Consider the following 8,615-nt stretch of genomic DNA (forward strand, 5'->3'; position numbering starts at 1 on the left):
GCGGTACGCGCGCGGACACCGAAGGGGTGCGGGAAGCCGACTGCTTCCCGCACCCCTTCCGTCTTCCCGCCTCTCGCGTCCCCTCTTCGTCCTCCCCGCGCCATGGCTCGGCGCGGTCGAGGGGCGCGGGCCCGGCTCACCGCAGCCGCGAGACCGCCGCCGCCACCCGCTCGTCCGTCGCCGTCATGGCGACGCGGACGAAGTCGCGGCCCGCCTCGCCGTAGAAGTCGCCCGGGGCCACCAGGATGCCGAGGGAGGCGAGACGGCCCACCGTGTCCCAGCACGACTCGTCGCGCGTGGCCCACAGGTACAGGCTCGCCTCGCTGTGCTCGATGCGGAAGCCGTGACCGACGAGCGCGTCGCGCAGCGCCGTACGGCGGGCGGCGTAGCGGGCCCGCTGCTCCTGTACGTGTGTGTCGTCGCCCAGCGCGGCCACCGCCGCCGCCTGCGTCGGCGCGGACGTCATCATCCCGCCGTGCTTGCGGATGAGCAGCAGATCACCGAGGACCTCGGCGTCACCGGCGAGGAACGCCGCCCGGTAGCCGGCGAGGTTCGAGCGCTTGGAGAGGGAGTGCACCGCGACGATGCCCTCGTGCGAGCCGCCGCAGACGTCCGTGTGCAGGACCGACGTCGGCTCCGCCTCCCAGCCGAGCTCCAGGTAGCACTCGTCGCTGACGAGGAGCACGCCGTGCTCTCGCGCCCAGGTCACCACCCGGATCAGTTCGTCCTTTGACAGGACACGCCCGGTCGGGTTGGAGGGCGAGTTGAGCCACAGGAGCCTGAGGTTCGCGGGGTCCACGTCCGTGGGGTCGTCGTACGCGACGTGCTCCGCGCGGGCGAGCCGCGCGCCGACCTCGTACGTGGGGTACGCGAGCCGCGGGTAGGCCACTTTGTCGCCGGGCCCGAGACCGAGCTGGGTGGGCAGCCAGGCCACCAGCTCCTTGGAGCCGACGATGGGCAGGACGTTGCGGTGGGTGAGACCGCGGGCGCCGAGCCGCCGCGCGCACCAGCCGGTGATCGCGTCACGCAGCTCCGGGGTGCCCCACACCGTGGGATAGCCCGGGGAGTCGGCCGCCGCCGTGAGCGCCTTCTGGACGAGCTCGGGCACCGGGTCGACCGGCGTCCCCACGGACAGGTCGACGATGCCGTCGGGGTGCGCGGCCGCCGTCGCCTTGTAGGGCTCGAGCTTGTCCCAGGGGAAGGCGGGGAGGCGGTCGGAGAATGCTGACACGGGCTGGCTCCAGGGATGCGTGAGGGCTGCACGAACGCCCCGGTCCCGTACAGCGGGACGTGCCGTACGGGACCGGGGTGACGCTCAGGTGGGCGCTACTGGTTCTGCGGGGGCAGCGCGGCGATGAACGCGTGGTCGCGCTCGATCAGACCGAGCTTGCTGGCGCCGCCGGGCGAACCGAGCTCGTCGAAGAACTCGACGTTCGCCTTGTAGTAGTCCTTCCACTCCTCCGGAGTGTCGTCCTCGTAGAAGATCGCCTCGACCGGGCAGACCGGTTCGCAGGCTCCGCAGTCGACGCATTCGTCCGGGTGGATGTACAAGGACCTGCTGCCCTCGTAAATGCAGTCGACCGGGCACTCCTCGATGCACGCCTTGTCCTTGACGTCGACACAAGGCTGCGCGATGACGTAGGTCACGCTGTCGTTCCTCCTCGATACGGGCGCTGGCGGGCCGTCCTCAGGCTCCGCTCGCCTGGCGCGCGGGAGCGCGGCGTCGTCGATGCCCGCACCTAGTATCTCCGTTCCTGGGCATGATCCGAACAGGAGGGGCGTACAGAGCTGTGGAATTCACTGCGGGCGGACGGCTCGAAGTCAGAATCAACCCGTCTGACGTGGGCAAACGCGTCTCTGTCCGACGCTTGGACGACGGTGGAGACCCAGGCGCCGGATTCACCGACACGGTGGGCGTTCTCACATCTTGGAACGGTGGTGTGCTCGTCATCACACGCCGGGACGGGGAAATAGTCCGGATTGCGGAGAATGTACTCGTAGCCGGCAAGGTCGTCCCTGCCGCGCCCGCGCGCAGGCGCGGCCCGGCGGCGCACTACGCGGAGCTCGCGCGGGTCGCGGCGCGTGCCTGGCAGCCGGTGGAGAGCGAGCGCCTCGGCGACTGGGAGCTGCGGGCCGCCTTCGAGGCGGCGCCCGGCGAGGCGTCCGCGCAGGTGCCGGGCGCGGCAGCCGAGGGCGCACCGGGCGCCGGGCGCCCCCGACGGGTGGGGTTCACGCGGCGCGCCAACTCCGTGCTCCCGCTGGGGGATCCGGGCCGCCCGCTCGACGCGGCGCTCGCGCAGGTCCGGCGCTGGTACGCCGAGCGGGGGCTGCCCGCGTACGTGCAGACGGCGACCGGTGCCGAGGGCACGCAGGAACTGCTGTGCGCCGAGCTCGTGGAGCGCGGCTGGCGGCGGGAGGTCAGCGCCGAGATGCGGATCGGCGGGCTCGCCCCCGTGGGGGACCTCGACGCCGACACCGGGCGTGTGCTCCTGTCGCGGGACGTGGACGACGCGTGGCTCGGGCGGTACCAGCGGACCGGGGTGCCGGGACCCCGGGTGCGTCAGGTGCTGGCCGCGGGGCCGTCCGTGTGGTTCGCTGCCGTGCCTGCGGCGGACGGTCCGCCCGCGGCGATCGGGCGGTGCGTGGTCGACGGGCGGTGGGCCGGTTTCATGGCGGTGGAGGTGGACCCGGCGCGGCGGCGCGAAGGCCTGGCCACTGCCGTGATGACCGCCCTCGCGCGGCGGGCGCTGGAGGAGGGCGCCTCGGCGGCGTGGCTCCAGGTGGAGGAGGACAACGGCGGCGCGCGGGAACTGTACGACGGGATGGGCTTCGCGGTGCACCACAGCTATCACCACTACCGGGAGCCGCCCGACGAGAACGGTGGGGGGTGACTCTGCGGGGCGGGCGGTGTGGGGGCCGCGGTTGCGCGGTGCGTGGGCCGCAGGCGTGCGGTGCGGGCCCGCAGGCGTGCGGTGTGACGAGTACGGGTGTGCCGCTTTGACCGGCACGGGTGCGCGGCGTGACGGGCACGGATGCACCGCGTAAGCGGCACCGATGCACCGCGTAATCGGCACGGATGCGCCCCGTAAGCGGCACGGATGCGCCCCGTGACCGGCACGGATGCACCGCGTGACGGAAACGACCAGGACGCGGACGGTCCCGGCCTCGGTGAGTGCGGGCCGCGGACGCGGGCAGGAGCGATGAGATTCGGCCACTCGCCGTTGGTACAGAAGCTTACGACCAGGGTCCCCCGGGAATTTGCCTCACCGGCAACGCCGCCGGGAGCCGATCGCCCCATCCGGCGCCGCAACCGCCACCACCGACACCGCACCACCGCCCCGCCGACACCCGCACCACCAGTGCCCCCCAGCACCGCCGATCCACCCCGCCAATGCCCCAGGCACCGCCAACCCGCACCACCAACACCCGCACCACCGCCCCCTCCGACTCCACACCCCCCACGAATCCCGCACCCCACCCCACCCCCACCCCCGTCCGCCCTTCGACACCGCATCACCGGCAATCGCACCACGGGTGGCCCCCACGCCGAACTCCCCCGGTGCCAGAGAGAAACGACAGAGGCACGGATGCGCGCACAGCCCGCGAAGTCCAGTGAATGGCGGCGCAGATTCGCCGACGAGGCCAGGTCCGAGCGGCCCGACCTGTCCTTGCTGTGCCTGCTGCTCGCCGGGGAGGCGGACCCGGAACTCGACGAGGCGGGCATCGACGCCGCGCAGATCGACCTCGACACCCTCGCGGGGCAGCTGCCCTTCCGTCCCGGCGGGCCGCGGGAGTGGGCCGTCGCGGTCGCCGAGCTCCTCGGGGGGCGGCACGGCTTCCACGGCACCGCGGCCGACTACCAGCGTCTCGAGTCCTCCCTGCTCCACCAGGTGCTGCGGCGCGGGCGCGGGCTCCCGATCCTGCTCTCGGTCGTCTGGATCGAGGTCGCGCGGCGCGCCGGCGCGCCGGTCCACGGCGTCGCCCTGCCAGGACACTTCGTCGTCGGCTTCGGCTCCCCCGACGCGTACGGCAAGGCGGAGCAGGTCCTCGCCGACCCGTTCAACGGCGGGCGGCTGCTGTCCGCCGCGGACGCGGAGCAGCTGGTGGCGCAGGCGTCCGGGGGCAGGCTGAACCCCGCACTCCTGACGGCGGCCGACCCGCTGAACATCATGCTGCGCATCCTCAACAACATCCGCGCCTGGGCCGCCGCCCGCTCCGAGCGCTCCCACGTCGCCCTGTGGGCCCTCGAACTGTCCCTCCTGCTCCCCGCCCACCCGGCCCGCCTTCGCTACGAGCGTGCCCAGCTCCTGGTCGAGCGCGGTGACTTCCTCGCGGGGGCGCGTGGGCTCGACGAGTACGCCGAGGTGGTGGAGCCCATCGAGCCGACGACGGCGGAGCGCGTACGCCTACAGGCACGGGCGGCACGGGCGAAGCTCAACTGACCCCCCGGAGCGGGGGCGGGCACCGGGCCCGCGCTCAGAGCCAGCCCTTCTCGCGGGCGACGCACACCGCCTCGGCGCGGTTGCGGGCGGCCAGCTTCTGGATGGCCGTCGACAGATAGTTGCGGACCGTGCCCTGGGAGAGGTGCAGGGCGGCGGCAAGCCGGGCGTTGGAGGCGCCGTCGGCCGCGGCCCGCAGGACCTCGCGCTCGCGGTCGGTCAGCGGGTTCGCCCCCTCGGCGAGCGCGGCGGCCGCCAGCGTGGGGTCGATGACGCGCTCCCCGGCGAGGACCCTGCGTACCGCGTCGGCGAGCTGGGCCGCGGGCGCGTCCTTGACCAGGAAGGCGGCGGCCCCCGCCTCCATGGCGGAGCGCAGATGGCCGGGCCTTCCGAACGTGGTGAGCACGACGACCTTGAGATCCGGCAGCGCGTCCCGCAGCTGGGCCGCCGCCTCGATGCCGGTGCACCCGGGCATCTCGATGTCCAGGAGCGCCACGTCGACGGCGTGGGCACGGGCGGCGGCCAGGACCTCGTCGCCGCGGGCCGCCTGCGCGACGACCTCGATGTCCGGTTCGAGGCCGAGCAGCGCCGCGAGGGCCTCGCGGACCATCGACTGGTCCTCGGCGAGCAGCACCCGGACGGGGTGGTCGCCCGAGCCCTGCGGGCCTTCGGGTGCGGAGGCTTCAGCGGGGCTGTGCGTGCCGGTCATGCGGACGATCCTAGGACGCCCGGTGACGCGGCCGCGGCGGGCTCCGGCTGCCCGCCGCCGTCCGGTCCCAGCGGCACGCGGGCCGCGACCCTGAACCCCTTGCGGCCACCGCCGCCGGGGCCGGCGTCGAGGGTGCCGCCGACTGCCTCCAGGCGTTCGGTGAGCCCCGTCAGACCGTTGCCGTGTCCGTTGCCGTGCCCGGCGCCGGGTGCGGGGCCCACGCCGTCGTCCTCGACCGCGAGTTCGAGGACGGGGCCCGCGAGGGTCTGGCGGCGGGTGAGGGTGACCGCGCAGTGGCGGGCGCCGCTGTGGCGTACGACGTTGGTGACCGCCTCGCGCAGCGCCCAGGCGAGCGCGGCCTCCCGCTCCTCGTCGGGCGCGGCGCCGGCCTCCGGGGCCTCCAGGGGGACGTCGGCGGCGACGCCCGCGGCGGCCAGGGCCGTGCGCGCACCGGCCAGTTGCCCCGCGAGGGTGGGCCTGCGATAGCCGGTGACGGCCTCGCGCACGTCCACCAGGGCCTGGCGGCTGACCTGTTCGATGTCGGCCACCTGCCGGGCGGCCCTGTCCGGGTGGGCGGGGAGCATCCGCCCCGCCAGCTCGCTCTTCAGGGTGATCAGGGACAGGGAGTGGCCGAGCAGGTCGTGCAGGTCGCGGGCGAGGCGCAGCCGCTCCTCGTTGGCGGCGAGCTGGGCGACCGTCGCGCGCGCCTGCCTCAGCTCCACCGTCGTACGGATCAGCTGGCGCACGCCCGTCATCGCGAACCCGACCAGGAGCGTCGTCACCCCGAGCCCGGGGAAGAGGTCGGCGGCACCGGTGTCGCGCATCCCGATCGCCATCATCGTCACGGTGACCGCGGGGATGGCCCACACCGCCCGCCGCATCGGCAGCACCGCGCCCGCCGACACCGCCGCGTACACGAACAGACCGAGCCAGGCACTCCCCATGCCGAGGGCGAGGGCCACGGCGAGAACCAGGAGCACCGTGAACGTCACGTACACCACGCGCCACTCATGGACCCGTGTCGTGTAGCGGAAGACCAGGGCGAGGTAGCACCCGACGAACGCCGTCAGGCCGAGCGCGCCGAGGACGGTGGCGGCCGTGCCGTGGCCGCCCTCGACCAGATCCCGTACGGGACTTGCCAGGAAGATCAGCCAGATGCCGATCCAGGCCGCCTTGACCCGGGTCTGCCGCCGGTCGAGGACGGGCTGCCCGAAGGTGTGCAGGGGGTGGCGCTCGGTGGTGCGTGGTGCGTTCACGCCTTCAGTGTGTCCTTCCGGTACAGCCACGCGGCGCCGGCCGCGAACGCCAGGAAGTACGCCGCGAGCAGGACGATGTCCCTGGCGTGCGGGGCGTCACCGAGTTCGATGGCCCTGCCGAGTGCCGCGTAGGCGTGCGTGGGCAGCCACTCGGCCAGGTCCTGGAGCCAGTGCGGGAACGTCGTCGTCGGCATCCACAGGCCACCGAGCAGCGAGAGCGCGAAGTAGAGGATCATCGTGACCGGCCGCACCGCGTCCCCCGTGGCGCAGTAGCCGACGGCGACGCCGAGGGCGGCGAAGCACAGGCTGCCCGCCCAGATGGCGCCCGCCAGGGCCGGCCACTGCCAGGCGTCGAGGCGGACGTCCTTGACCAGGGCACCGGTCACGAGGACCACCACGATCGACGGCAGGCTCACCACGGCGGCGCTCGCCGTCTTCGCGAGGACGTAGCCGCGGCCCGGCAGGCTCGTCAGCCTCAGCCGGCGCACCCAGCCGCTCTCGCGCTCCTTGGCGATGCGCTCGCTGTTGCCCATCAGGACGGCGGTGAGCGCGCCGAACGACGCCATCGACACCATCATGAACGCGGGCAGGCCAAGACCGCTGTCGCCGACCTCGCTCGTGGTGTCCGCGCCCCCGGCGACGATCAGGAAGAGCAGCGCCGGGTAGATCACCGAGAAGAACAGGAACTTCTTGTTGCGCAGGGCCCGCCGCACCTCCAGACGTACGAGGGCTCCCACCCCCTTGTGCGTGGTCACGCGCTTCCCCTCGCCGGTGCTCGTACGGGACCGTGGGCCGCGGCCGGGCGCGCCCCCCGAGGTGCCGAGTGCGCCGCTCATGCCGTCCTCGCCTCCTCCGCCGCGGTGATCGCGACGAACGCCTGCTCCAGGCCGAGGCCCGCGACCTCCAGGTTGCGGGGGTGGAGCCCGAGACCGTACAGCGCGTGCACAGTGGCGTCCGCGTCCGTCGACTGGAGCCGCACCGTGAGCCCCGGGCCCGCCGCGGACCCGGCGTGGGACACGGTCAGCGCCGACAGGAACGGCAGCTTCCGCAGCCGTTGTTCGAGCACCGGTCCCGCCGTTCCCCGCGCGTCGGCGTCGAGCAGGTCGAAGCTGACCTTGCGGATGCCCGCCCTCGCCTTGATCCCGGCCGCCGTGCCGTCCGCGAGGAGGCGGCCCCGGTGCAGCACGAGGACACGGTCCGCGACAGCGTCGGCCTCCTCCAGGTAGTGCGTGGCGAACAGGACCGCCCGGCCCTGGTCCGCCTGCTCCCGCACGGTCGCCCAGAACGCCTGGCGCGCCGTGACGTCCATGCCGGTCGTCGGCTCGTCAAGGACGATCAGATCGCTCGCCCCCGCCGTGGCGACGGCGAACCGCACGCGCTGCTCCTGGCCGCCGGAGAGCTTGTCGACCTTGCGGTCGGCGATCTGCGCGAGCCCCGCCGCGGCCAGGACGTCGTGCACCCGGTGGGGCCGCGGGTGCAGCTCGCAGGCGAGGCCCACCAGTTCGCGCACGGTGACCCCGTCCATGAGCCCGCCGCTCTGCAACATCGCCCCGACCCGCCCGGCGGCGATGGCGTCGCGCGGGCTCGTGCCGAACACGCGCACCGTGCCGCTGTCGGGACGGCGCAGTCCGAGCAGCAGATCGAGGGTGGAGGACTTGCCCGCGCCGTTGGGCCCGAGCAGCGCGACCGTCTCGCCGGGGTACAGGTCCAGGGTCAGACCGTCGACGGCCCGCACCTCTCCGTACGCCTTGGACACCTGCTGAAAGCTCACCGCGCTCACGGCACTCGGGGACCTTCCGGCACTCGCGGTGCTCCCGGTGCCGCGGGTGCTCCCGGCACTCCCCGTCACGGGCCCCGCGGCTGCGCCCGCCGCCTGCACTGTCGTCGTCATGTGCTCCATCCTTGCTGGTCAGAGCCCTACGCGGCAGTGTCGTCCGTACGCGGACCCGGATGACAGATGTCATGCGCGGCAGATGACTCCCGCCACGGCGATGACTCTCCGGCGCCGCGCCGGTCTCGTGCTCGGCACCGACAGGGCCACCCGGCGGCGGAGAGTCGATCCTTCCGGACGACGGCCTTCCGGACGACGGCGAGCGGCCGGAGCCGAACGCGGGACCGGGGGGGCACCCCCCCCGGGCGCCCCCCCGTCCCCGTGGGGAGCGGGGGGCCCCCCGGGGTGGGGGCGCTCAACCCCCCCCCCGCCCCGCGCGG

General features: G+C 73.9%; 8 protein-coding genes. 2 read left to right on the plus strand and 6 right to left on the minus strand.

Annotated features, from left to right (window positions below):
• Positions 1 to 136 precede the first annotated feature (136 nt).
• Positions 137 to 1,231: a bifunctional succinyldiaminopimelate transaminase/glutamate-prephenate aminotransferase gene (locus tag ACH4DX_RS11695; protein WP_398154944.1), complete on the minus strand. Its 1,095-nt coding sequence runs from the start codon at positions 1,229 to 1,231 to the stop codon at positions 137 to 139.
• 95 nt (positions 1,232 to 1,326) lie between these two features.
• Positions 1,327 to 1,647: a ferredoxin gene (gene fdxA / locus ACH4DX_RS11700; protein WP_030573070.1), complete on the minus strand. Its 321-nt coding sequence runs from the start codon at positions 1,645 to 1,647 to the stop codon at positions 1,327 to 1,329.
• Positions 1,648 to 1,790: 143 nt separating this feature from the next.
• On the opposite strand from fdxA, the gene ACH4DX_RS11705 reads away from it, so the two are divergent.
• Together ACH4DX_RS11705 and ACH4DX_RS11710 are read left to right on the plus strand one after the other, a co-directional pair.
• Positions 1,791 to 2,891 carry a GNAT family N-acetyltransferase gene (locus tag ACH4DX_RS11705; protein WP_398154945.1) on the plus strand — a complete coding sequence of 367 codons (1,101 nt, stop codon included), beginning with the start codon at positions 1,791 to 1,793 and terminating at the stop codon, positions 2,889 to 2,891.
• A 696-nt stretch (positions 2,892 to 3,587) separates the two neighbouring features.
• The gene (locus ACH4DX_RS11710; RefSeq protein WP_398120290.1) at positions 3,588 to 4,442 is read left to right on the plus strand and encodes a transglutaminase-like domain-containing protein; all 855 of its coding nucleotides are present in this window, start codon (positions 3,588 to 3,590) and stop codon (positions 4,440 to 4,442) included.
• Between the two features lie 34 nt (positions 4,443 to 4,476).
• Here ACH4DX_RS11710 and ACH4DX_RS11715 read toward each other — a convergent pair whose 3' ends face one another.
• The 4 genes from ACH4DX_RS11715 to ACH4DX_RS11730 all read right to left on the minus strand — a co-directional run bounded on the left by ACH4DX_RS11715 (position 4,477) and on the right by ACH4DX_RS11730 (position 8,295).
• Entirely contained in the window at positions 4,477 to 5,148 is a 672-nt protein-coding gene (locus ACH4DX_RS11715; protein ID WP_398120288.1) for a response regulator transcription factor, read from the minus strand.
• The gene (locus ACH4DX_RS11720) at positions 5,145 to 6,404 is read right to left on the minus strand and encodes a sensor histidine kinase (RefSeq protein ID WP_398154946.1); all 1,260 of its coding nucleotides are present in this window, start codon (positions 6,402 to 6,404) and stop codon (positions 5,145 to 5,147) included. The genes ACH4DX_RS11715 and ACH4DX_RS11720 overlap by 4 nt, the downstream gene beginning before the upstream one ends.
• Entirely contained in the window at positions 6,401 to 7,159 is a 759-nt protein-coding gene (locus ACH4DX_RS11725) for an ABC transporter permease (protein ID WP_398154947.1), read from the minus strand. The genes ACH4DX_RS11720 and ACH4DX_RS11725 overlap by 4 nt, the downstream gene beginning before the upstream one ends.
• 77 nt (positions 7,160 to 7,236) lie before the next feature.
• On the minus strand, positions 7,237 to 8,295 hold the full coding sequence (locus ACH4DX_RS11730; protein ID WP_398154948.1) for an ABC transporter ATP-binding protein: 1,059 nt from the start codon (positions 8,293 to 8,295) through the stop codon (positions 7,237 to 7,239).
• Positions 8,296 to 8,615: the final 320 nt, after the last annotated feature.

This window comes from Streptomyces sp. NPDC017940 (assembly GCF_044328435.1).
Lineage (GTDB): Bacteria > Actinomycetota > Actinomycetes > Streptomycetales > Streptomycetaceae > Streptomyces.